The organism is Ciceribacter azotifigens, assembly GCF_048159625.1.
Classification (GTDB): Bacteria; Pseudomonadota; Alphaproteobacteria; order Rhizobiales; family Rhizobiaceae; genus Allorhizobium; species Allorhizobium azotifigens.
The window spans coordinates 68,872-89,537 of record NZ_JBLQTA010000016.1 but is presented as its reverse complement, the minus strand read 5'-3'; the positions used below and the strand labels follow the sequence as shown (position 1 = coordinate 89,537).

The following is a 20,666-nucleotide window of genomic DNA, read 5'->3' as shown; positions in this document are numbered from 1 at the left end:
GGGCCGAGGCCCCGGACCGGTCCGTCAGATCGACGCGCCCGGCTTGACCGACGTCATCAGGTCGTCGTTCCACTCGCCGGTAACCTTGAAGTGGGCGGCAGCGCCGAGTTCGAAGGCCTCGATGAGGTTGTGGTTGACGTAGGCGTAGATGCCCGGCTGCAGGAAGGTGTAGAGTGCCGCCGCCGCCGCGCCGCCGGGGATGAACCAGGTTTCCTGGTCGACGTCCGGCGGGTTGTTGAACTTGCCGCCTGCCCAGACATAGTCGCCATGGCCGCCGATCAGGTGCGGCCGGGTGTCGCGGTTCGCCTGCGAATGGACGATCAGCACCTTTTCGCCGACCGCTGCGGTGAGCGCGTTGTCGCCGGTCAGCGCACCGACGGCGCCGTTGAAGACGACGTGGGTCGGGGTGAGCTTGCGCATGACTTCCAGCGTGTCGACATAGGCGTCGCCGGGGCTCGGATAGGTCTTGAAGTTGCCCTGCTCGTCACGCGGGACGTAGAAGTCCTGTTCGCCGACATAGTAGACCTTGTCATAGGTGATGTCGTTGCCCTTGGCGTCCTTCAGGCCGTCGCGCGGCAGCACCATGATCGCGCCGTTCATGCCCGAGGTGACGTGCCACGGAACCATCCCGGGAGGTGCGCAGTGATAGACGAAGACGCCGGCGCGGGTCGCCTTGAAGCGCAGGATCGTGCTTTCGCCCGGGTTGATCTCGGTCAGCGCACCGCCGCCCAGCGCGCCGGTGGCGGCATGGAAGTCGATGTTGTGCTGCAGGGTATTGGTTTCCGGGTTGATGAGCGTGAGCTCGACATAGTCGCCCTCATGGACGACCATCAGCGGGCCGGGGACCGAACCGTTGAAGGTCATCGCCTGAACCTCGGTGCCCTGGTCGTCGATGACGAGCTTCTTTTCGTGAATGGTCATCGTGAACTCGACGATCTTCGGGCCGCCCTCGGCCTTCTGGGTGTGGGCGTGAACGAAGGGCGGCGCAACCAGCTCTGCCTTGACCCGCGGCAGGGCATTGATGTCGACCGCCGCCGGCTTCGCCGCAGGCTGGTTGGCGCGTGCGGCCGTACCATTGGCGATCAGCGTGCCGACAGCGCCCGTCAAAGCCGCACCGGCCAAAACGGCGCGGCGCGAAAGTTGAAACTGGTCGGTCATCTTCGTTCTCCTTGAAAACTGCCGTGGCGCTTTCCGCCCGGCCATGACCTTTCTTAAAACGCCTCCCCCTCGCCTTCTTTGCTGCAACGCAAACATATTTGAATAGTCGCAATCATTGCTTGGTGTTGCGGCAATAAAGACTTTACCAGACCTCATTTCGACTTGTTTTTTATTTCAGGTGCGACAATATTTCCCACGGATCGCCGAAGGGCGATTGATCCAGATCAATGACGGCCCCATAATTGCGTTTTCGCAAAGAAGCAGGCGACCAAGTGCCCTAGGGCTGAGCGGGTTCACGCAATCCGGAGCTAGATCCATGAACGACATCCCCCACGAGCCCCGCACCAGCCGCGCCGTGCCACGCGGACTGGCGCAGACCGGCCCCGTCCTCTTTTCCTACGGCTTCCGGCCCTTCTTTCTCGGCGCCGGCGTGTGGGCCGTCGCGACGATGGCGCTCTGGATAGCCGCGCTCGTGTTCGGCTGGCCCATCGGCGGCGACTACGGCGCACCGCACTGGCATGCACACGAGATGCTCTTCGGCTTTGCGCCCGCCGTGCTCGCCGGCTTCCTGATGACCGCCGTGCCGAACTGGACCGGACGCCTGCCGGTTTCGGGACCGCCGCTGATGATCCTCTTCTCGATCTGGGTCGCCGGCCGGCTCGCCATGCTCTCGCCCGACCTCCTCGGCGTGCCGCTCGCCGCGGCAATCGACGCGCTCTTCCTGCCCGCCCTGCTCTTCATCAACGCCCGCGAGATCATCGCCGGCCGCAAGTGGCGCGACCTCAAGGTGCTCGGCGGACTCGCCGCACTCGCCCTCGCCAACATCTTCTTCCACCGGATGGTCATCATCGGCGTCCACGACGGCTTTGCCGATCGCCTCGCCGTCTCGGCCTATGTGATGCTGATCATGATCATCGGCGGCCGCATCGTGCCGAGCTTTACCCGCAACTGGCTGAACAAGGCGGGACGGACCGTCTTTCCGGTGCCGTTCAACCGCTTCGACAGTGTCGCGATCACCTTCGGCGGCGTGGCACTGGCTGCGTGGATCTTCGAGCCGGCACATCCTGCGACCGGGCTCGCCGCGGCACTCGCCGCCGGCCTGCACGTCGCCCGCCTCTCCCGCTGGCGCGGCTGGGAGACCTGGGCGGAGAAGCTGCTCGTCATCCTTCACGTCGGCTATGCCTTCGTGCCGCTCGGCTTCCTCGGCATCGCGCTCGGCGCAACGGGCCTGCTCGACGATTTCTCGGTGCTGCATATCCTGACCGTCGGGGCGATCGGCGTGATGATGCTGGCGGTGATCACCCGCGTGACCCGCGGGCATACCGGCCGCCAGCTCAGCGCCTCGACGACGACGGCGCTCTCCTATCTCTCGCTGATCGCCGCAGCTGTCCTGCGGCCGCTCGCCGACCTGCTGCCGGATTTCTACGAACCGATGCTCGCGATGGCAGGCCTCGCCTGGATCATCGCCTTCAGCCTCTTCGTTCTCGAGCACGGCCCGATGCTGCTCACCGTCCGGCGCAAGCCGCTCGGTGCCGGCTAGAACGGCGGTTTCCCTCCGGCGTCGACCGGGTCTGCGCCGGAGGCAGCGGGCCAGGTCGCAGCCTCCATGATCGTCTGTGAAGAACCTCGGCGAGGCCGCCGCGTTTCCTCCAAACACCACGCCTCTGGCATGAAAGACTTTTCCGGCAGGTCGACACGGCGGGCGTCTCTTTCTGACGTCTGCGCACCTCGACATATAGTATCATAGGTATTTATAGATGCGCGTCCGCATCACCATATATGATGACGCGATGCACAACAGACTGCCGACGCCATGCAACTGACGACCTTTTCCGACTACTCGATGCGGCTGATGATGATGGCAGCCGCCCATCCCGAACGACTGGTGACCATCGAGGAAACCGCCAACGCCTACGGCATATCCCGCGCCCATCTGATGAAGGTCGCGAACCTTCTGACGCGGCAGGGGTTCCTGGAGGCAGTGCGCGGACGGACCGGCGGGTTGCGGCTCGCCCGACCGCCGGAGGAGATCCGCCTCGGCGCACTGGTACGGGCGACGGAAAGCGATTTCGCGATCGTCGAATGCTTCGCCAGCGGCAACAAGTGCAGGATCACCGGACGCTGCCGGCTGAAGGGCGTGCTCGGCGAGGCGCTCGAGGCCTTCCTCGCCGTACTCGACCGCTACACGCTCGCCGACCTCGCGCTGCGGCCGGAAGACTTCGGCGTCGTCCGGGCCGCCTGAATCAGATCATCTCTCAGAACCGCATCGCCGCGGCACTCGCCATCAGGTCCGGCGACCACGGCGGCTCGTAGGTGAGGTCGACCTCGACACCGGAGACGCCCTCGACGCCGCGCACGCAGGCCTCGACCGCCTCCTTGAGGAAGCTGGTCGCGGGGCATCCCTTCATCGTCGTCGTCATCGTCACGCGCACATCGCCCGCGGGCGAAACGACAATGCCGTAGATCAGGCCGAGGTCGACGATGTTCTCGCCGAGTTCCGGATCGATCACCGTGCGCAGGCGCTCGTCGATGACGAAGGCAAGACGATCGCTGTCTATCAAGGCACTGTTCATGACCGTTACCCCAGACGCGGTCCGATGCGCACGAGCAGGCGGTAGGCGCCGCCGTCCTCGCTCAGATTGCCGGCCCACTGGTGCCCGCGCTTCTTCAGTTCCGGAAACAGGAAGACCGGCTCACGCGAGAGCAGTGCGAAGAGCACCTCGCCCGGCTCCATCTTCTCCGTCGCCGCGAGCACGCGCACCATCGGCTCCGGCGGATCGAGTTCGACGAGATCGAGATAGCGTTCGGGCTCCGGCCAGGCGGCCGGCTCTTCGGCGTCCTCGGAAACGTCGGCCTCGGATGCGCCGACCTTGGGCGTGAAGAGCACCTCCCAGTCGCCATCGTCGATTTCGCGATCGATGTGATTGTAGCCGCGGCCGGCCATGACCTGGAACAGCGGCACCGGCCGGAAGGTCGCGAGAAGCCGCAGCGACTGCCCGTTCCCGAGCGACTGGACGGCGTGCATGATGGCCTGGAAGGGTTCGCCGCCGTTCTTCAGGATCGGGCGGACATCGAGTTCATAGGGCGGTAGAGCCATGGTGACCTCCTCGGGGCATGTGGGGAAGGAAGAGATTGGGGCGGACGGCGCCCTGCGGGTGGCGCAGGGCATCCGAAACATTGGCAAGCCGGCGGGCGAAGGCGAACTCCCCGACGAGCCCGATCGTCGCAAAGAGCAGGCCGACGGCCGCGATCCGGAAGAGACCGGCATGAGAGAAGAGGATCGCAAGCGTCGCGACCGCCACGCTGCCGCCGAAGAGCGCGAACCAGGCGACGGCGTTGCGCTCGTCGACGAGATCCTGCACCCGCGGGGTGGGCGCCCGGCCGAGCACCGGACCGTAGCATTCGAGCCAGGTCATGAAGGGAATGATCTTGTAGAGCTGGGCAAGCCCGAGAAAGGTCAGCCAGCCGAAGGCTGCAAGGAAGACCACCGCGCCGATCAGCGCATCCGAAAGGCCGAAGAGGAACGCCCCCGCCGAAAGCGGGACGGCGGCGAGAAGCCCGGCCAGCGCGACGATCGTCATGCGGCTGTTGAGTTCCATGGTCCTGCGCTTGCGCCTGCGGTAGATTTCGACGGCATCGGCACCGTAGACCGCAATCGCGGCGAGGCCAAGAAGCAGGGCCGCGATCAGGAGGCCGGCTACACCCTCCTCCCAGGCGATTGCGACCGGGGCCGCGATTGCGACCAGAAACAGCGCCATGCCGCCGGCGCCGAGCACGAAGCGATTCGTGCCCTTTTCCGTTTCCGGCGACAGCATGAACATCGGCAGCAGCCGGTAGCTGACGCCGATGGCGGTGAAGCTCAGCCAGCCGGCAAGTCCGAGGATCGCGTGAAGCGGAACGCCGCTCACCACCAGTCCGGCCATGGCGCCGTCGGCCGTGATACCGGCGAGCGTCAGGGCGAAACAGCCGCCGAGCAGCGTCGTCGCGGCGAGCGCGGCAAGCCCGCCGGCGACGAAGCGGGCGGGAAGCGGCAGCGGCCGTGCCCGCCAGAGGGTGACGGCGAGGATGCCGACGAGAGTGGAAAAGCCGGCGGCGAGCAAGACGGCGCCAGACGGGAGTGCGAGGCCCACGAAACGCCCGCCGCCGGAAAGATCGGCAAAGCCGAAGAGAAGTGCGAGAAGGCCCGCGACGATCAGCAGGAGCGCCGGCAGGGCGAAGCGCTCGCCGCAGAGCGGGCGGGCGACGAGAACGGGGACAAATTGCAGGAGGGCGCCGGCCATCAGCAGCGATAGCCAGCCGATGGCGACGACGTGCACGAGGAGCAGCGTTTCCGGGGCGGCGATCTCGGCGGACGGAAAACCGTAGCCGAGCACCATCATGACCTCCCCGCCGATGAGGAAGGAGAGCGCCGTGGCGAAGAAGGACATGGTCCAGCGGGACAGTGTTGTACCGGGCATTTCGACCTCACCCCGAAAACGGCAATGCGGAAGCTCCTTTAGTGGCCGCCGCAGGTGCAGACGTGGTCTTCCACCTCAGGCGCGACGCGACCGATCTCGACGCGCCAGACATCCGGACCTTCCTCGACGTAGTCCCAGGAGAACTGCCCCGGATAGCGGGTTTCGAGGTGGTAGTGCAGCGGCCGCGGTGCGTGGTCGGCGACGACGATAAACGAATCGCCGAGCTTCAGCGAACCGACCATCTCGAAGATCGCCGGATGGCGCAGATGCGGTGGAATGGTGCGGACATCGATTTGTGGCTTGGAGATTGCGTCTGACATGGACATTCCTTGTGTGCTTCGACCGCCGGGAACCCGTTCCCGGCAGGCGGCGGCCGACGCGCATCCGGGAATGTCCGACCCTAGGCCAAGGCAGCCGCCTCCAAGTTGTCGAAACGCAAATAATTCGTCGAATGGCGCCTTCCGGCCGCGCCTTTGTCGTCAGCGGGACGGCAGGCCGCGGATCGTCTGCAGGCACTGGACGACGGCGCCGGCGAAGGCCTGGGCGCGGATGCGCTCCTCTTCGGGCCTGCTGCGTTCGGCAAGGTCGAGATAGGCATCCAGAATGAGTTCGCAGAGCGGCACAAGCCGGTCGCGGACCGTATCGGGCACCCGTTCGAGAAGCGGGGTCTCGGCCATCGGCGTGCGCGACAGGTGTGCCGCCCGCGCCTGTGCCTCGTGGGCGAAGGCGCGCAACCGTTCGCCACGGTCGCCGCCGGCAACCGCGGCCCGGCTCTCCAGATGGTCGGCGAGCCGCATTTCGAGTGCGGCGAGGTCGCCCCGGGCGTAATCGGCCTCGATCCGGCGAAGCTGGTGGAAGGCCAGCCGCCGCTCGCGCCTGAGCGTCGCGACATGGCCGAGTTCCTCCATCGCCATCCGCTCCGCGGCCTCGCGGATCTCGTCGCTCGCGGCATTGGCCGCAACATAGGTCCAGAAGACGAAGGCGCGCTCCTCGTTGCGCACCGCCATCGAGAAGGCGCGGTAGGAATTGAGGAGTTCCGGCGCGACGAGCGCCGCCCCCTCGTCATCGAACATCGGCTCCGGCAGCGGAGTGACCGGCGGCACCGTTTCGTGCCTCGCCTCGACCCAGCGGTCGACATTGCCGAGATGGCCGCGTTCCTCGGCGGTCAGCCGGTCGAAGACCTCGGCGAGATCCGGCCGCCCCTCGGCGCGCATGCGCTCGGCAAGAGCCAGATAGCCGTCGATCGCCTCTTTTTCCATGGCGCGGGCAAGCGCCAGCAGTTCGCCCATGGAGGATACGGCCCACGGCTCCTCGGTATTGCTCCAGCTGTTCATTTCAACGGTTCTCCTCATCGCGACAGGGACGGACGTGCCCCTCGGGTCGGCTTTCGAACTATGATTAAAAGATACATCTGTTATAGTTGATTTGAATCAAAGAGTTTCACGATCGGCGTTTATAAACCGTCGCTTGACGGCGGCAGAGAAAGAAAGAGGCCGAAAAGCATGCTCTCGCATTCAAGACTCCCCCTATTTCCCCGTTTCGCCGTTTTCTGGTTCATTCTCATGTCGGCCTTCCTGGCGCCGGCCTTCTCCCCGCAAGCGGGACAACTCGCCACTTTCCTCGAAAAGGTGCAGCCGTCCGAACTCTTCGAAGGTGCAGACCGATTCGGCGCACCGGTCGGAGAGCCGCCGATCGCCCCGGTCATGCGCGGCGAAGAGGTGCTCGGCTACGCCTACCTCAATTCCGACGTCACCAGTTCCGTCGGCTATTCCGGCAAACCGATCCAGATCGTCGTCGGCATCGACCGGCAGGGCGTCCTGCGCGGGCTGAAACTCGTCGCGCACAAGGAGCCGATCGTGCTGATCGGCATTCCCGAAGCCAAGGTCGTCGCCTCGCTCAACGCCTTCATCGGCCGCGACATGGGCAAGGTTGCCGCCGGTGCGGAACGCCCGCCCCAGGCCGACATCGTCAGCGGCGCGACGGTGACGGTGCTCGTCATGGGCGACAGCGTCGTGCGCTCCGCCGTGCAGCTGATCCGCAGCGGCCGGCTCGCCGGTGACGGAACCGCCGCAGCGGCCGCAACCGCCGAAATCCGCAAGCTCGACACATCCAAGACCGGCACCGCCGACTGGCAGACGCTCGTGGGCGACGGCTCCGTGCGCAGCCTGCGGCTGACGGTCGGCGAGGTGAGCGACGCATTCCGCCAGGCGGGACAACCGGCCGCCGCCGACCATCCGGAGACGCGCAAGCCCGAGGACCGTTTCATCGACCTCTACGTCGCCCCCGTCAGCGTGCCGTTCATCGGCCGCTCGATTCTCGGCGACAGCGGATACGAGCGCCTGGCCTCACGGCTGAAACCCGGCCAGTCGGCGATCGTCGTTGCCGGCGACGGAACCTATTCCTTCAAGGGCTCCGGCTATGTTCGCGGCGGCATCTTCGACCGCATCGAACTTCTCCAGAACGGCCAGGGCCTGCGCTTCCGCGACCGCGATCACGTGCGCCTGCCGGTGCTTGCCGCCGCCGGTGCTCCGCGGCTGCGCGAGATTGCGCTCTTCGTGATCCCCGAACAGTTCGCCTTCGACGTCACATCGCCCTTCGAACTGCAGCTTCTGGTGCAGCGCAACGCCGGCGGCCGCGACAAGGCGGTCATGCCCTACAATCTCGGCTACACGCTGCCAGATTCCTACGTCACCATCGAGAAAGCGCCGCCGGCGCAGGTCGCCCCCCCTGCCCCGACGCCACAAGCCGCGCCCGCGGGCGAAGCAGCCCCGTTGAGCCCGATTGCCAGCGAGCAGCCCCTCTGGGTGAAGATGTGGCAGATGAATGCGGTGTCGATCACGATAACGGCTGTCGCGCTGCTCGTGCTGACCGCGATCTTCTTCTTCCAGGACTGGCTGGTCAAACGTCCGGTCCTGTTCGCCTGGGTGCGGCGCGGCTACCTGTTGTTCACGCTCGTCTGGCTCGGCTGGTACGCCAACGCCCAGCTCTCGGTCGTCAACGTCTTCACCTTCTTCAACGCGCTGATCTCCGGCTTCAGCTGGGAGTTCTTCCTCTCCGCGCCGCTGATCTTCATCCTGTGGGGGGCGGTCGCTGCTTCGCTGCTCTTCTGGGGCCGCGGGCCGTTCTGCGGCTGGCTCTGCCCCTTCGGCGCGCTGCAGGAGCTGACGAACACGGTCGCCAAGTGGCTGAAGGTGCCGCAGATCACCCTGCCCTGGGGCCTGCATGAGCGGCTCTGGCCGATCAAGTACATGATCTTCCTCGGTCTCTTCGGCCTGTCGCTCTATTCGGTGGCGCTTGCCGAGGTCTATGCGGAAGTCGAGCCGTTCAAGACCGCGATCATCCTGAAATTCGTCCGCGACTGGCCCTTCGTCGTCTTCGCGGTGGCACTGCTGATCGCCGGTCTCTTCATCGAGCGCTTCTACTGCCGCTATCTCTGCCCGCTCGGCGCGGCACTGGCGATACCCGGCCGCATCCGCATGTTCGAATGGCTGAAGCGGTGGCCGGAATGCGGCTCGCCCTGCCAGCGCTGCGCCAAGGAATGTCCGGTGCAGTCGATCCATCCGGAGGGGCAGATCAACGTCAACGAGTGCATCTACTGCATGCACTGCCAGGAACTCTACCACGACGACCACCGCTGCCCGCACATGATCCAGGTGCGGCTGAAGCGGGAGAAGTTCATGGCGCTCTCCACCCCTTCCTCGCGTGGCGAGGCACCGGGAAAGACGCGCGTGACCCACAACGGCGAACCGATCGCTCCCGCGAGCGGCGCCGGTGCAAATCCGAACTGACCAACCACCCAAGGAGAGGTAGTATGTCAAACGAAGAGAAAATGCGCCTGAACAGACGTCAAATGCTCGGGACCACGGCGATCGCCGCGGCGGCGGGAGCGGCAAGCGTCAGCGGCGCACTGACGCTGACCGGCGGCACGGCGACACCCGCCAAGGCCCAGGAAGCGGCCGGCGGCAACACCTACGAGGTGAAGCCCGGCGAGCTGGACGAATACTACGCCTTCTTCTCGAGCGGCCAGACGGGCGAAGTCCGCGTCGTCGGCGTGCCGTCCATGCGCGAGATGATGCGCATTCCGGTCTTCAACCGCTGCAGCGCGACGGGCTGGGGCCTCACCAACGAGAGCCGCAAGGTGCTGACCGAGGGACTGCTGCCGGAATCGAAGGAATTCCTGGCGGACAAGGGCGGCATCTACATGAACGGCGACCTGCACCATCCGCATCCGTCGCAGACGGACGGGACTTATGACGGCCGCTATCTCTTCGCCAACGACAAGGCGAACACCCGCGTCTGCCGCATTCGTCTCGACGTGATGAAGTGCGACAAGATCATCCAGCTGCCGAACCAGCACACCGTGCATGGCCTGCGCGTCCAGAAGTATCCCCGCACCGGCTACGTCTTCGCGAACGGTGAAGACCGCGTGCCGATCCCGAACGACGGCAAGATCCTCAGCGACCACAAGCAGTATCACGCGATCTTCTCGGCGATCGACGGCGACACGATGAAGGTCGCCTGGCAGATCATGGTCGACGGCAACCTCGACAACGTCGACGCCGACTACCAGGGCAAGTATGCCTTCGCGACCTGCTACAATTCCGAAGAGGGCGTAAACCTCGCGGAAATGATGGCGAGCGAGCAGGACTGGGTCGTCGTCTTCAACCTGAAGCGCATCGAGGAAGGCGTGGCCAAGGGCGACTTCAAGGAAATGGGCGGCGTGCCCGTTCTCGACGGCCGTCACGGCTCGCCGTACACCCGCTACATCCCGGTCTCCAACAGCCCGCACGGCATCAACACCGCGCCGGACGGCATCCACGTCGTGGCGAACGGCAAGCTTTCGCCGACCGTCACGGTCTTCGACGTTCGCAAGTTCGACGACCTGTTCGACGACAAGATCCAGCCGCGCGACACGGTCGTCGCCGAGCCGGAACTCGGTCTCGGGCCGCTGCACACCGCCTATGACGGCCGCGGCAACGCCTATACGACACTGTTCATCGACAGCCAGGTCTGCAAGTGGAACATCGAGGACGCCAAGAAGGCCTATGCCGGCGAGAAGGTCGATCCGATCCGCCAGAAGCTCGACGTCCATTACCAGCCGGGCCACAACCACAGCTCCATGGGCCAGACCAAGGAAGCCGACGGCAAGTGGCTGGTGTCGCTCAACAAGTTCTCCAAGGACCGCTACCTGAACGTCGGCCCGCTGAAGCCGGAGAACGACCAGCTGATCGACATTTCCGGCGACGAGATGGTGATCGTCCACGACAACCCGACCTTCGCCGAGCCGCATGACGCGACGCTCGTCCACGCCTCGAAGATCAACCCGATCAGCATCTGGAAGCGCGACGACCCGTTCTTCGCCGATGCGGTGGCCCAGGCGAAGGCCGACGGCGTCGACCTCTTGGCCGACAGCACGGTCATCCGTGACGGCGACAAGGTCCGCGTCTACATGACGTCTTCGGCACCGGCCTTCGGGCTCGAGGACTTCACGGTCAAGCAGGGCGACGAAGTAACCGTCTACGTCACCAATATCGACGAGGTCGAGGACCTGACGCACGGCTTCGCCATCGTCAACTACGGCATCAACATGGAAGTGGCTCCGCAGGCGACGGCATCGGTGACGTTCAAGGCCTCCAAGGCCGGCGTCTACTGGTACTACTGCTCGTGGTTCTGCCATGCGATGCACATGGAGATGAAGGGCCGCATGTTCGTCGAGCCGAAGGCGGCATGATGATCCGCCTTTCTGCGGCAACACTGATCGGGATGGCGGCCTTTACGGCCGCCATCCCACCCTTTGCCTTCGCGGCGGAACTCAAGGTTTCGCCGGCGGAGGATGCCACCCTGCAGGCGGTGATCGACCGGGCTGCGCCCGGCGACACCATTACCCTGCAAGCCGGCACCTATCGCGGTCCGGTCACCATCGGCAAACCGCTGACGCTCGCTGGTGAAGAAGGTGCGGTGATCGCCGGCTCCGGCAGCGGCAGCGTCATCTCCGTCACCGCCGAGAACGTCATTGTCCGCAACCTTTCGATCAACGGATCGGGCCGGAACATCGCGGCACTCGATTCCGGCGTCTTCGTCGCGCAGACGGCGACGGGCGCAGTCGTCGAGGACAACGAGCTCACCGGCAACCTCTTCGGCATCTACCTGCACGGCGCCCGCGATTCGGTCGCGCGCGGCAATCATATCGTCGGGATCGAGGAAGGGCGGGTGAGCGAGGCCGGCAACGGCGTCACCGTCTGGAACGCGCCCGGCGCCAAGGTGATCGACAACGACATCCGCTTCGGCCGCGACGGCATCGCCACCAATGCCAGCAAGAACAACGTCTTCCGCGGCAACCGCTTCCGCGACCTGCGCTTTGCCGTGCACTACATGTACACCAACGACAGCGAAGTGAGCGACAACGTCTCGATCGGCAATTCGGTCGGCTACGCCATCATGTTCTCGCAACGGCTGAAGGTTACCGGCAACGTCTCTGATGGCGACCGCGACCACGGCCTGCTGCTCAACTCGGCCAACGGCTCCGTCATCACCGGCAACACGGTGATCGGCCGCATGCAGCCAATCGACCGCTGGCTCAGCGCCGGCACGCGCTCCGAGCACGGCGTGCCGCAATCCGGCGACGACGACGCCGTCAGCCTGGGCGATGCCCGGCTCGGGCCGGAGAAATGCGTCTTCATCTACAACGCCAACCGGAACCGTTTCGCCGACAACCTGTTCGAAGGCTGCGCGATCGGCATCCACTTTACCGCCGGCTCGGAGGGCAACCGCATGAGCGGCAATGCATTCATCGACAACCGCAACCAGGTCAAATATGTCGGCACCCGCTACCTCGACTGGTCGGAGGGCGGGCGCGGCAACTACTGGAGCGACAATCCCGCCTTCGACCTCGACGGCGACGGCATAGGCGATACGCCGTACCGGCCGAACGATCTCATCGACCGCGTGCTCTGGACCGCACCGCAGGCGAAGCTGCTGACCAGCAGCCCGGCGGTGCAGGTGATCCGCTGGGCGCAGGCGCAGTTTCCCGCCCTGCTGCCGGGCGGCGTGGTCGACAGCCGGCCGCTGATGACGCCGCCTGCCGGCATGCGGCCAGCCGACAAGGGGATCGTCCGATGATCGAAACCGTCACCCTCTCCGCCGTCGGCAAGCGCTACGGCAAGGTCGACGCCGTGCGCGACGTTTCCTTCACCCTCGGCGCCGGCGAGACGATCGCGCTCGTCGGCCACAACGGCGCCGGCAAGACCACGCTCATCAAGATGATGCTCGGCCTCATCCGGCCGACGACCGGCACGGTGAAGGTCCTCGGCGAGGACCCGTCGAGCGGCGATTTCGCGGTGCGCCGACGGCTCGGCTATCTCCCCGAGAGCGTCTCCTTCCACATGGCGCTCACCGGCCGGGAAACGCTTTCCTTCTATGCGCGGCTGAAGCGCGTCGACGAGGCGGAAATCCCCGATCTCTTCGAGCGGGTGGGGCTCGCGCCGCTTGCCGCCGACCGGCCTGTCCGGACCTATTCGAAGGGCATGCGGCAGCGCCTCGGGCTCGCGCAGGCGCTGCTCGGCGAACCGCGCATCCTGCTCCTCGACGAGCCGACGAGCGGCCTTGATCCGGCGCTCCGCCGCAGCTTCTACGATCTCATCGCCGAGCTGCGGGACAAGGGCACGACGGTGCTCCTCTCCTCGCATGCTCTCACCGAACTCGAGGGCCGCGCCGACCGCGTCGTCATCGTCAACGACGGTGTGAAGATCGCCGACGGCACGCTCGACGACCTGCGCCGCATCGCACGCCTGCCGACCCGGATCAGCCTCAAGGTCGCCGAGGGCACCGAGAAGCCGCAGGGGATCAACGGCACCACGCCGTGGAGGAACCTCGGAGACGGCGCTTTCGAAACGGACGTGGCGCCGGAGGAGAAGATCGCGCTGCTCAGAAAGGTGACCGCGACACCAACGGCGCTGAGCGCCCTCAGCATCGCCGAGCCGACGCTCGACGATCTCTATGCGCATTTCCTGAGAGGGCAGCAGAGACCATGACCAACCTATTGATCATCGCCCGCAAGGAAATCCAGGAGGGGCTCAGGAACCGCTGGGTGCTCGCCACCACGCTGCTGCTTGCCGCGCTTGCCCTGACGCTCACCTTCCTCGGCAGCGCCCCGACCGGCAATGTCGGCGCCGGGCGGCTCGACGTCGTCATCGTCTCGCTTGCGAGCCTGACGATCTTTCTCGTGCCGCTGATCGCGCTGCTGCTCTCCCACGATGCGATCGTCGGCGAGATGGAGCGCGGCACGATGCTCTTGCTCCTGAGCTACCCGATCGGGCGGCGCGAGGTGATTTTCGGCAAGTTCCTCGGGCATCTGGCGATCCTCGCCTTCGCGACCGTTTTCGGCTACGGCGCCGCCGCGGCCGCGCTCGCCGCCACCGGCACGGCGATCGATGCCGAAAGCCTCCGTGCCTTCCTCGCGATGATCGCCTCGTCGGTGCTGCTCGGCGCCGTCTTCACCGCGATCGGCTATGTGGCGAGCGCGCTTTCCGGCGAGCGCAGCACGGCGGGCGGGATTGCCGTCGGCATCTGGCTGTTCTTCGTCCTGATCTACGACATGGCGTTGCTCGGCGCACTCGTCGCCGCACAGGGAAAGACGGTGCCGTCCTGGCTTCTCGATCTTCTGCTGCTCGCAAACCCGACCGACGCCTACCGGCTCCTCAATCTCGGTTCGGGCGAAGCGGGCGCACTTTCCGGCCTCGGCGGGGTCGCCGCCCATACCGGGCTTTCGCCGGCGCTGCTTCTCGCCGCGCTTGCGGTCTGGACGCTCGCGCCGCTTGCCGCCGCGACACTGCTTTTCTCGAGGAGAGAACTATGAGACCGTTTGTTCTCGCATCGAGCCTCCTCGCCTTCCTGCTGCTTACCGGATGCAGCGAGGAGAAGAAGGTGGAGGCACCGGCCCCTTACGCGCTGACCGAAGAGGCGATGGGCCGTTACTGCGGCATGAACGTGCTGGAGCATGCCGGTCCGAAGGGACAGATCATCCTCGAAAAGATCCCGGAACCGATCTGGTTCTCGTCGGCACGTGACGCACTCGCCTTCACCATGCTGCCGGAGGAGCCGAAGGACATCGCGGCGATCTATGTTTCCGACATGGCGAAGGCGCCGAGCTGGGAGGAACCGGGGGCGGAGAACTGGATCGACGCGCGCAAGGCCTTCTTCGTCATCGGCAGTTCGGTACGCGGCGGCATGGGCAGCGAGGAAACCGTGCCGTTCTCGACCGAGGCGGCGGCTAAAGACTTTGCGGCGAAAAACGGCGGCCGCGTGGTCCGCTTCGACGAGGTGCCGCAGGATTACGTGCTCGGCAACGGCACGGACGAGAAAGGACAGAACAATGGCTGAGGCTTTCAACCGCCGCCGGGCGCTGACCATCATGGCCGCCGTCGCCGGCCTTCCCCTCATTCCCTTCGCCGGTCGCGCACATGCGGCAATCGCGCCCGTGACCTGGCAGGGGCAGGCGCTCGGCGCTCCCGCGACGCTGATCCTCAACCACCCCGACAGGGCGGAGGCCGAGGCACTCGTCGCCCGCGTCGTCGCCGAGGTCCGTCGGCTGGAAGATATCTTCAGCCTCTATCGGCCGGATTCCGTCCTTTCCGAGCTCAACCGCACGGGTGCGCTCGCCGCGCCGCCCGCCGACCTCGTGGACCTGCTCGACCATTGCCGGACCGCCTGGGAGACGACCCGCGGCGTCTTCGATCCGACCGTGCAGCCGCTCTGGATGCTCTATGCCCGCCACTTCCAGGCCCTCGGGGCCGATCCGGCCGGGCCGGACGGCAGGGCGCTGACGCAGGCGCTTTCGATGGTCGGCTTCGACGGCGTGCGCGCCAATCGCGACCGCATCGCCTTCGCAAAGGCCGGCATGGCGCTCACCCTGAACGGCATTGCCCAGGGCTATATCACCGACAAGGTGGTGGCGCTGCTGCGCGATGCGGGCGTGACCAGCAGCCTCGTCGAGATGGGCGAGAGCCGGGCGATCGGCGCCAAGGCCCACGGCACCCCGTGGCGGATCGGGCTTGCGGAAAGCGAAACGGGGGAGCGGGTGGACACCGTCCTGCCGGTCGTCGACAAGGCGGTCGCGACCTCCAGCGCCTCCGGCTTCCACTTCGATCCGTCCGGTCACTTCGGCCACATCCTCGATCCGCGGCAGGGCGCGGTGCCGCCGCTCTACCGCCGCATGAGCGTGGTGGCGCCGTCGGCGACGGTGGCCGACGCCTTTTCGACGGCTTTCAGCCTGATGAAGGAGGAGGATATCCGGGCGGTGGCGACGGCGACGCCCGAGATGACCGTCGACCTTTCGACGGCGGACGGACAGCACGTCCGTTTCGGCCGCACACTCTGACGCGGCGGCCGGGGTGTCACGCCTCTTCGCCGGCCTCCGGACGGCGCAGGAGTTCACCACGGACGAAGGAAACGCCCTCCCGGATCACGCGATCCTCGCCGTCGAGGATCGCCCGCCAGACGCGGTTTCCGAGCCGGAGGCTCAGCCGGCAGGTGCCGGCATCCTCACCTTCGCCGATCTCGACCGTGCTCTTGATGAACCCGTGGTGCATGCGCTTCCGGAAATCCTCTTCCGACAGCCCGAAACGGCCGGCGATCTCGGCGGAATCGACGAGAAAGTCTCCTTTGGCGTCGCGTTCGATCTTCATGGCCAGGCTCCCGTTCTACTGCGCCGCGACCAGCACCGGCGGCGCACCGACGAGGCTCGCATGCTCGCGCGTGCCGGGCAAGGTCCGGGCGATAGCGGCAAGCAGATCGGTCTGCGAAATCAGCCCCACGATGTGCCGGTCTCCGTCGACGATAACGACGGCGTGGGCACGGCCGTCGGTCAGGAGTGGCAGCAGGCCGAGCGCCGGATCATCGACGGCGGCGGTCGCCGCGGCGGAGATGACGCCGGCGATCTCCTCGCCGGCATGGGCGAGTTCCCTGAGGCCGACCGTGCCGAGCAGACGGTCGTCCTCCCCGGTCACCGGCAGGGTGCGGATATTGTGGTGCAGGAGCAGCTGACGGGCTTCACCGGGCGAGGCCTTGACGCCGACTGTGACGACATCGCGGGACATGATGTCGCCGCACGAAAGCGGGCCGTGTGCCCGGATCGTCGCCTCGACCTCGACCTGTTTCAGCAGCCGCTCGAGATCGCTGCGGTCGATGTCGAAGGTTTCGTCGAGCGCGGCAAGCGCCGCATCGATGTCCTCCTCGCGGAAGCCGACGCGAACGGGCGACGGCAGGTCGCGGGTCTCGTGCGTGTTCACCGGGCGGGGTGCCGCGATGTGCGGATAGGCCCGGCCGGTCGCCCGATGGAAGGCGAAAGCGAGACCGACCAGCAGGCAGGAATTCAGCCCGACCGGGATGAAGGGATAGAGATAGCCCCATTTTGCGAGCGCGGCATTGCCGAGCACCGCCGTCATGGCGACGGCGCCGCCGGGCGGATGGAGCGAACGGGTGAGCGACATGGCGGCGATTGCCAGCGCCGCGGCGATCCCGGTCGCGAGAACCGGCTCCGTCACCATTTGCGCGACGGTGAGCCCGACCATGGCCGAAATGACATTGCCGCCGATCACCGGCCAGGGCTGGCCGAGCGGGCTCGACGGAACGACGAAGAGGATGACCGCAGAGGCACCGATCGGCGCGACGATCAGCGGCAGGTGCGGATCGGGTCCGAGCAGCGCCCCGCAGATGAAGCCGGTGAGCGTGGTCGCAATCAGCGCGCCGAGGCAGGCGAGCAGGCGCTCGTGAAGCGTCGCGCCGGCAAGGATGGGATGAAAGAAGGGAAAGCGGTTTTCAGGCGGGAAGCGTCGGCGTCGAACGGGTCCGTCGGTCATTTTTTCGGCTATTTGCTCGCTCTTTGGAAAGGCCCTGCTTGCGAAAAGAGCAGGTTGCCCGTTTTATTGGCGATGCCGGAATGCTACTCAAGGAAGATTATTGCCGCTTCGCCGGCTTGCGGGGAAAGTTCGTTCCACGCCGGCAGAGAGAGGATTTTATGTCCGGTCGCGACGATGACGAGGAAAGCCGCGAATATGCTTCGCCGGCCTGTTTCATGCATGAGATCGACCCGGCCTATATGGGGCTCGCGCCGGCGGAACCGCACGACATAGGTCGATGGCGCTCGGCGGAGCGGGAACGGCTGATCGCCGCGCGCATGGCACTCTCGCCGGACGCGCGGGCGAGCTATTCAAGACTGATCGCCGAGCGGCTCGACGCGCTCGTTCCCGAGGTCGCCGGCAAGGCGATCAGCCTCTACTGGCCGTTTCGCGGAGAACCCGATCTCCGGCCGTGGATGGCGTCGGTGACGGCAAGGGGCGGCAAGGCCCTGCTCCCGATCGTCGTTGAAAAGAGACAGCCGCTCACCTTCCGCGCCTGGGCGGAGGGCGAGAAACTCGAACGCGGAGTGTGGAACATCCCCTACCCCGCCGAGGGGCCGGAGGTCACGCCGGATGTGGTGATCGCGCCGCTGGTCGGTTTCGACCGGGACTTCTATCGCCTCGGCTACGGCGGCGGCTATTACGACCGCACGCTGGTGGGGCTTGCCGGCCGGCCGATGGCGATCGGCGTCGGTTATGGATTACAGGAAATCCCGACCATCCATCCGCAGCGGCATGACGTGCCCATGCAGGCGATCGTCACGGAGCGGTGCGTTCGCCGCCGGTCGTAGGGGAAGCAGGCCTCAGGCGTGAGGGATTTTCTCGGCGGCTGCGGCGGCAATCGCCGCGGCGCTGCGGAAGTAGTGTTCGGCGTGCTGGTAGTAGTTTTCCGCTTCGATGCGGTCGCCAGAGCGGGCCGTCTCCTGCGCCAGCGCAAGATAGTGCTTGTAGCGGTCCATTGCGGCCTTGGGCGAGGTCGCCGGGCCGTGCGAGCCGCCGCGTGCGCCGTTGCGGGCGCGGTTGTTTGACGGGCTCTTCTGGCCAGGGCCGCGGGTTGGTCTTTTGCTCATTCTTCGTGTTCAGGCCGGTCTTCCCGGCCTCTCCTTGGTGGATGATTGGTTATCTGGGGGTGGGTGGGAAGCGCCGCGGCGTCAGTCGATCTGTTCGGCGACGATCGCGCGCATTTCCTCGCGGCTGAAGCGCACGACGGCCGGACGCCAGACTGCGGGTCCGGCGATGCGCTTGGCGGCATGGGCCGCGACCGGCAGGCGCCGGGGCAACGAAATGGTTTTCGGTTTGCTGGTTGTCAGTATTTGTGTCTTTTGCATAGGTTTCCTAGGCGGCGGTCTTTGGATGCGACCAGCCGCAATCATGTCTTGGGAAGAATTCAGGCTGCAGGGGAAAGCTCAAGGCTCGTCGTGAGAGCCGATGTCCGATGCGTACATTCAAGAGGCGCTCTCCCTGGAGCGCCAGCCGCATCAAGCCCGATATCGAAGCTATAGATGACTATGCATTGTGTCCGTTTCAAGATGCTGCCGGACGCGATGACGTAACGAGGCGTCCGGCCGCACGACGATCAGCCGCCGGTGCCTGCCCCGAAGGCGGTGAGGAAGGCGGTGAGGAAGGCGGTGAGGTTGTCGGAAAGCGCATCACAGAGATAGCCGCCCTCCTGGACGATGACGGTCGGCAGGTTAAGGCCGGCGATCGCCTCGCCGATCCGCGAAAACCCGGGCGTCGTCACCGACAGCCCGCCGAAGGGATCGCCCTCGAAGGCATCGAGCCCGAGCGCCACGACGAGGGCATCGGGAGAGAAGGCGCGGATGCGGCGGAAGGCGGCGCCGAGGGCGAGCAGGAACTCCTCGTCGCCCGACTGACGCGGCAGCGGCAGGTTCAGGTTGTAGCCGAGACCGGGGCCCTCCCCGCGCTCGTCGGCGTGGCCCCAGAAGAAGGGATAGAAGCGCACCGGATCGGCATGCAGCGAGATCGTCAGCACGTCGGAGCGGGCATAGAAGATGCCCTGCGTGCCGTTGCCGTGATGGAGGTCGACATCGAGGATCGCCACCCGCGCCGCCGACCGGCGCAGATGCTGCGCGGCGACCGCGGAATTGTTGACGAAGCAGAAGCCGCCGGCGACATCGGCGAAGGCATGATGACCCGGCGGCCGGCAGAGCGCGTAAGCGGCCGGCGCGCCTCCGAGCACCGTCTCTGCCGCCTCCACCGCGCTCCAGGCGCTCCAGCACACGCTCTGCCAGGTTTCCGCCGAGATCGGGCACGCGGTGTCAGCCATGTGGTAGCCGGCCTGACCGACGGCGGATGCGGGATAGCGCCCGGTGCGGGCAAGCGGATGGATGTTCGGGATCACCTCCTCCGAGGCGCCGGCGATGCGCTGCCAGCGCTCGAAGATATGCTCGAGGAATTCCAGATATTCCGGCGTGTGGACGGCGGAAATCGGGGCGAGCCCGTGGGCCTGCGGCCGCACGATCTCGCAGCCCGCGGCCTTCGCGCCGAGGAGCAGGCGCTCGACGCGTTCGGGCTGTTCCGGGTTGGGAAGCGGCGCGCCGCTCGACAGGAACATCTTCGGGTCGTGCCGCTTCTGCTCGTCGGCGTAGAAGGCTTTCATCGCATGTCCTCGTTTCGGGGATCGTCGGGGCCGGCGAGCGCCAGGAAGGCCTCGCCATAGGCGCCGTGCTCGCGGTCTGTGTCGAGCCAGGCGAGGCCCACGCGCTCGTAGAAGCCGTGGGCGGAGAGGTTTTTGGTGTCGACGGCAAGGCGCAGGTAGACGCCGCCGCGTTTTCGCGACCACGAGGCGACCGCGCGCAGCAGGCTCTCGCCGATCTTCCGGCCGCGGAAGCGCCCGTCGACGAAAAGGTCCTGCACATAGACGCCCGGCCGGCCAAGCCAGGTGGAAAAGATCGGGAAGAACAGGCAGAGCCCGGCGAACTCGCCGTCCACTTCGGCAATGAAGCCGGAAAACGCCGCCTCCGGTCCGAAGCCGTAGCGGCGGAAATCCTCGGCCGTGCTCCGGATCTTCGCCTGCTGGCCGAGATGGCCGGCAAGCGCGAGGATCGCCGCGTGCATCGCCTCGGCATCCTGCGGCTCCGCCGGCCGGATGCGTAGCGCCGCCGCCTCGTTTCCCTCGTCGCTCATGACCTGCCCG

Annotated in this window: 22 protein-coding genes; 10 read left to right on the top strand and 12 right to left on the bottom strand. The window is 66.2% G+C overall.

All coding sequences use genetic code 11. From position 1 onward, the window contains the following. Positions 1-24: 24 nt before the first annotated feature. A complete protein-coding gene (gene nirK / locus ACM6UT_RS19250; RefSeq protein ID WP_416798962.1) occupies positions 25-1,158 on the bottom strand; it encodes a copper-containing nitrite reductase in 1,134 nt (377 codons plus the stop codon). 316 nt (positions 1,159-1,474) lie between these two features. Between nirK and ACM6UT_RS19245 the strand changes: the two genes are divergently transcribed. Continuing rightward, positions 1,475-2,698, top strand: coding sequence for an NnrS family protein (locus ACM6UT_RS19245; protein WP_416798961.1), 1,224 nt, complete (start codon positions 1,475-1,477; stop codon positions 2,696-2,698). Positions 2,699-2,971: 273 nt separating this feature from the next. After that, a complete protein-coding gene (locus ACM6UT_RS19240; protein ID WP_416798960.1) occupies positions 2,972-3,400 on the top strand; it encodes an RrF2 family transcriptional regulator in 429 nt (142 codons plus the stop codon). A 13-nt stretch (positions 3,401-3,413) separates the two neighbouring features. Here ACM6UT_RS19240 and ACM6UT_RS19235 read toward each other — a convergent pair whose 3' ends face one another. The 5 genes from ACM6UT_RS19235 to ACM6UT_RS19215 all read right to left on the bottom strand — a co-directional run bounded on the left by ACM6UT_RS19235 (position 3,414) and on the right by ACM6UT_RS19215 (position 6,949). Then, on the bottom strand, positions 3,414-3,731 hold the full coding sequence (locus tag ACM6UT_RS19235) for a metal-sulfur cluster assembly factor (RefSeq protein ID WP_416798959.1): 318 nt from the start codon (positions 3,729-3,731) through the stop codon (positions 3,414-3,416). 5 nt (positions 3,732-3,736) lie between these two features. After that, positions 3,737-4,255, bottom strand: coding sequence for a DUF2249 domain-containing protein (locus ACM6UT_RS19230; protein ID WP_416798958.1), 519 nt, complete (start codon positions 4,253-4,255; stop codon positions 3,737-3,739). After that, the gene (locus tag ACM6UT_RS19225) at positions 4,236-5,615 is read right to left on the bottom strand and encodes a hypothetical protein (protein ID WP_416798957.1); all 1,380 of its coding nucleotides are present in this window, start codon (positions 5,613-5,615) and stop codon (positions 4,236-4,238) included. The genes ACM6UT_RS19230 and ACM6UT_RS19225 overlap by 20 nt, the downstream gene beginning before the upstream one ends. A 38-nt stretch (positions 5,616-5,653) precedes the next feature. Beyond that, positions 5,654-5,935 carry a DUF2249 domain-containing protein gene (locus ACM6UT_RS19220; protein ID WP_416798956.1) on the bottom strand — a complete coding sequence of 94 codons (282 nt, stop codon included), beginning with the start codon at positions 5,933-5,935 and terminating at the stop codon, positions 5,654-5,656. Between the two features lie 159 nt (positions 5,936-6,094). Next, positions 6,095-6,949 carry a ferritin-like domain-containing protein gene (locus ACM6UT_RS19215; RefSeq protein WP_416798955.1) on the bottom strand — a complete coding sequence of 285 codons (855 nt, stop codon included), beginning with the start codon at positions 6,947-6,949 and terminating at the stop codon, positions 6,095-6,097. Positions 6,950-7,117: 168 nt separating this feature from the next. Between ACM6UT_RS19215 and ACM6UT_RS19210 the strand changes: the two genes are divergently transcribed. From ACM6UT_RS19210 to ACM6UT_RS19180, 7 genes are read left to right on the top strand one after another with little or no spacing between them, the layout of a single operon-like run. After that, positions 7,118-9,403, top strand: coding sequence for a 4Fe-4S binding protein (locus ACM6UT_RS19210; RefSeq protein ID WP_416798954.1), 2,286 nt, complete (start codon positions 7,118-7,120; stop codon positions 9,401-9,403). A 23-nt stretch (positions 9,404-9,426) separates the two neighbouring features. Then, positions 9,427-11,346 (top strand): TAT-dependent nitrous-oxide reductase, encoded by a 1,920-nt coding sequence (gene nosZ / locus ACM6UT_RS19205; protein ID WP_416798953.1) that lies wholly within the window; start codon positions 9,427-9,429, stop codon positions 11,344-11,346. Further along, the gene (locus ACM6UT_RS19200; protein ID WP_416798952.1) at positions 11,343-12,734 is read left to right on the top strand and encodes a nitrous oxide reductase family maturation protein NosD; all 1,392 of its coding nucleotides are present in this window, start codon (positions 11,343-11,345) and stop codon (positions 12,732-12,734) included. The genes nosZ and ACM6UT_RS19200 overlap by 4 nt, the downstream gene beginning before the upstream one ends. Further along, positions 12,731-13,645 carry an ABC transporter ATP-binding protein gene (locus ACM6UT_RS19195; protein WP_416798951.1) on the top strand — a complete coding sequence of 305 codons (915 nt, stop codon included), beginning with the start codon at positions 12,731-12,733 and terminating at the stop codon, positions 13,643-13,645. The genes ACM6UT_RS19200 and ACM6UT_RS19195 overlap by 4 nt, the downstream gene beginning before the upstream one ends. Further along, entirely contained in the window at positions 13,642-14,469 is an 828-nt protein-coding gene (locus ACM6UT_RS19190; RefSeq protein WP_416798950.1) for an ABC transporter permease subunit, read from the top strand. The genes ACM6UT_RS19195 and ACM6UT_RS19190 overlap by 4 nt, the downstream gene beginning before the upstream one ends. Next, positions 14,466-14,993, top strand: a complete 528-nt coding sequence (locus tag ACM6UT_RS19185; protein WP_416798949.1) for a nitrous oxide reductase accessory protein NosL — start codon at positions 14,466-14,468, stop codon at positions 14,991-14,993. The genes ACM6UT_RS19190 and ACM6UT_RS19185 overlap by 4 nt, the downstream gene beginning before the upstream one ends. Further along, a complete protein-coding gene (locus ACM6UT_RS19180; protein ID WP_416798948.1) occupies positions 14,986-15,990 on the top strand; it encodes an FAD:protein FMN transferase in 1,005 nt (334 codons plus the stop codon). The genes ACM6UT_RS19185 and ACM6UT_RS19180 overlap by 8 nt, the downstream gene beginning before the upstream one ends. A 16-nt stretch (positions 15,991-16,006) precedes the next feature. On the opposite strand, the gene ACM6UT_RS19175 is transcribed toward ACM6UT_RS19180, so the two are convergent. Together ACM6UT_RS19175 and ACM6UT_RS19170 are read right to left on the bottom strand one after the other, a co-directional pair. Then, complete coding sequence (locus ACM6UT_RS19175; RefSeq protein WP_416798947.1) at positions 16,007-16,297, bottom strand: DUF6522 family protein; 291 nt, start codon at positions 16,295-16,297, stop codon at positions 16,007-16,009. Positions 16,298-16,312: 15 nt separating this feature from the next. Continuing rightward, the gene (locus tag ACM6UT_RS19170) at positions 16,313-17,470 is read right to left on the bottom strand and encodes an HPP family protein (protein ID WP_416798946.1); all 1,158 of its coding nucleotides are present in this window, start codon (positions 17,468-17,470) and stop codon (positions 16,313-16,315) included. A gap of 158 nt (positions 17,471-17,628) precedes the next feature. On the opposite strand from ACM6UT_RS19170, the gene ACM6UT_RS19165 reads away from it, so the two are divergent. Continuing rightward, positions 17,629-18,300, top strand: a complete 672-nt coding sequence (locus ACM6UT_RS19165; protein ID WP_416798945.1) for a 5-formyltetrahydrofolate cyclo-ligase — start codon at positions 17,629-17,631, stop codon at positions 18,298-18,300. Positions 18,301-18,312: 12 nt separating this feature from the next. Here the strand turns inward: ACM6UT_RS19165 and ACM6UT_RS19160 are convergent, their stop codons facing one another. The 4 genes from ACM6UT_RS19160 to ACM6UT_RS19145 all read right to left on the bottom strand — a co-directional run bounded on the left by ACM6UT_RS19160 (position 18,313) and on the right by ACM6UT_RS19145 (position 20,656). Then, complete coding sequence (locus ACM6UT_RS19160) at positions 18,313-18,579, bottom strand: DUF4167 domain-containing protein (RefSeq protein ID WP_416798944.1); 267 nt, start codon at positions 18,577-18,579, stop codon at positions 18,313-18,315. An 81-nt stretch (positions 18,580-18,660) separates the two neighbouring features. Beyond that, the gene (locus ACM6UT_RS19155; protein ID WP_416798943.1) at positions 18,661-18,837 is read right to left on the bottom strand and encodes a hypothetical protein; all 177 of its coding nucleotides are present in this window, start codon (positions 18,835-18,837) and stop codon (positions 18,661-18,663) included. Between the two features lie 248 nt (positions 18,838-19,085). After that, complete coding sequence (locus tag ACM6UT_RS19150; protein ID WP_416798942.1) at positions 19,086-20,129, bottom strand: histone deacetylase family protein; 1,044 nt, start codon at positions 20,127-20,129, stop codon at positions 19,086-19,088. Then, entirely contained in the window at positions 20,126-20,656 is a 531-nt protein-coding gene (locus tag ACM6UT_RS19145) for a GNAT family N-acetyltransferase (protein ID WP_416798941.1), read from the bottom strand. The genes ACM6UT_RS19150 and ACM6UT_RS19145 overlap by 4 nt, the downstream gene beginning before the upstream one ends. Between the last annotated feature and the right edge of the window lie 10 nt (positions 20,657-20,666).

Bases quoted from the DNA above. Each gene is read 5' to 3' on its own strand.
- nirK (WP_416798962.1), bottom strand. From the start codon at position 1,158: ATGACCGACCAGTTTCAACTTTCGCGCCGCGCCGTTTTGGCCGGTGCG.
- ACM6UT_RS19245 (WP_416798961.1), top strand. From the start codon at position 1,475: ATGAACGACATCCCCCACGAGCCCCGCACCAGCCGCGCCGTGCCACGC.
- ACM6UT_RS19240 (WP_416798960.1), top strand. From the start codon at position 2,972: ATGCAACTGACGACCTTTTCCGACTACTCGATGCGGCTGATGATGATG.
- ACM6UT_RS19235 (WP_416798959.1), bottom strand. From the start codon at position 3,731: ATGAACAGTGCCTTGATAGACAGCGATCGTCTTGCCTTCGTCATCGAC.
- ACM6UT_RS19230 (WP_416798958.1), bottom strand. From the start codon at position 4,255: ATGGCTCTACCGCCCTATGAACTCGATGTCCGCCCGATCCTGAAGAAC.
- ACM6UT_RS19225 (WP_416798957.1), bottom strand. From the start codon at position 5,615: ATGCCCGGTACAACACTGTCCCGCTGGACCATGTCCTTCTTCGCCACG.
- ACM6UT_RS19220 (WP_416798956.1), bottom strand. From the start codon at position 5,935: ATGTCAGACGCAATCTCCAAGCCACAAATCGATGTCCGCACCATTCCA.
- ACM6UT_RS19215 (WP_416798955.1), bottom strand. From the start codon at position 6,949: ATGAACAGCTGGAGCAATACCGAGGAGCCGTGGGCCGTATCCTCCATG.
- ACM6UT_RS19210 (WP_416798954.1), top strand. From the start codon at position 7,118: ATGCTCTCGCATTCAAGACTCCCCCTATTTCCCCGTTTCGCCGTTTTC.
- nosZ (WP_416798953.1), top strand. From the start codon at position 9,427: ATGTCAAACGAAGAGAAAATGCGCCTGAACAGACGTCAAATGCTCGGG.
- ACM6UT_RS19200 (WP_416798952.1), top strand. From the start codon at position 11,343: ATGATGATCCGCCTTTCTGCGGCAACACTGATCGGGATGGCGGCCTTT.
- ACM6UT_RS19195 (WP_416798951.1), top strand. From the start codon at position 12,731: ATGATCGAAACCGTCACCCTCTCCGCCGTCGGCAAGCGCTACGGCAAG.
- ACM6UT_RS19190 (WP_416798950.1), top strand. From the start codon at position 13,642: ATGACCAACCTATTGATCATCGCCCGCAAGGAAATCCAGGAGGGGCTC.
- ACM6UT_RS19185 (WP_416798949.1), top strand. From the start codon at position 14,466: ATGAGACCGTTTGTTCTCGCATCGAGCCTCCTCGCCTTCCTGCTGCTT.
- ACM6UT_RS19180 (WP_416798948.1), top strand. From the start codon at position 14,986: ATGGCTGAGGCTTTCAACCGCCGCCGGGCGCTGACCATCATGGCCGCC.
- ACM6UT_RS19175 (WP_416798947.1), bottom strand. From the start codon at position 16,297: ATGAAGATCGAACGCGACGCCAAAGGAGACTTTCTCGTCGATTCCGCC.
- ACM6UT_RS19170 (WP_416798946.1), bottom strand. From the start codon at position 17,470: ATGACCGACGGACCCGTTCGACGCCGACGCTTCCCGCCTGAAAACCGC.
- ACM6UT_RS19165 (WP_416798945.1), top strand. From the start codon at position 17,629: ATGTCCGGTCGCGACGATGACGAGGAAAGCCGCGAATATGCTTCGCCG.
- ACM6UT_RS19160 (WP_416798944.1), bottom strand. From the start codon at position 18,579: ATGAGCAAAAGACCAACCCGCGGCCCTGGCCAGAAGAGCCCGTCAAAC.
- ACM6UT_RS19155 (WP_416798943.1), bottom strand. From the start codon at position 18,837: ATGCAAAAGACACAAATACTGACAACCAGCAAACCGAAAACCATTTCG.
- ACM6UT_RS19150 (WP_416798942.1), bottom strand. From the start codon at position 20,129: ATGAAAGCCTTCTACGCCGACGAGCAGAAGCGGCACGACCCGAAGATG.
- ACM6UT_RS19145 (WP_416798941.1), bottom strand. From the start codon at position 20,656: ATGAGCGACGAGGGAAACGAGGCGGCGGCGCTACGCATCCGGCCGGCG.